Origin of the sequence: Enterobacter cloacae complex sp. I1M (assembly GCF_014982425.1) — a bacterium.
GTDB lineage: Bacteria > Pseudomonadota > Gammaproteobacteria > Enterobacterales > Enterobacteriaceae > Enterobacter > Enterobacter intestinihominis.
Genome location: NZ_JADCLG010000053.1, coordinates 1 through 203, shown reverse-complemented (window position 1 = coordinate 203; position 203 = coordinate 1). Strand labels below are relative to the sequence as shown.

Here is a 203-nt window from a genome sequence, read left to right as displayed (position 1 = left end):
GAAACCATTCACCGCACCGATTTCACCGTTATCCCGGCGGCGGTGTCGTACCGTCCGGCGCAGAGCACGGCGTGGCCGCGGACCTACGGCCCGCAGACGGCGAAAGTCGTGGGGCCGCAGGGGGAGAGTATCTGGACGGACAAATATGGCCGCGTGAAGGTGAAGTTCCACTGGGACCGTCTGGCGAAGGGTGACGACACCAG

1 pseudogene is annotated in these 203 nt (G+C 65.0%); it reads left to right on the top strand.

Annotated features, from left to right (window positions below):
* Positions 1–203 (top strand): annotated as a pseudogene (locus INF86_RS22030) (type VI secretion system tip protein VgrG); the annotation flags it as partial.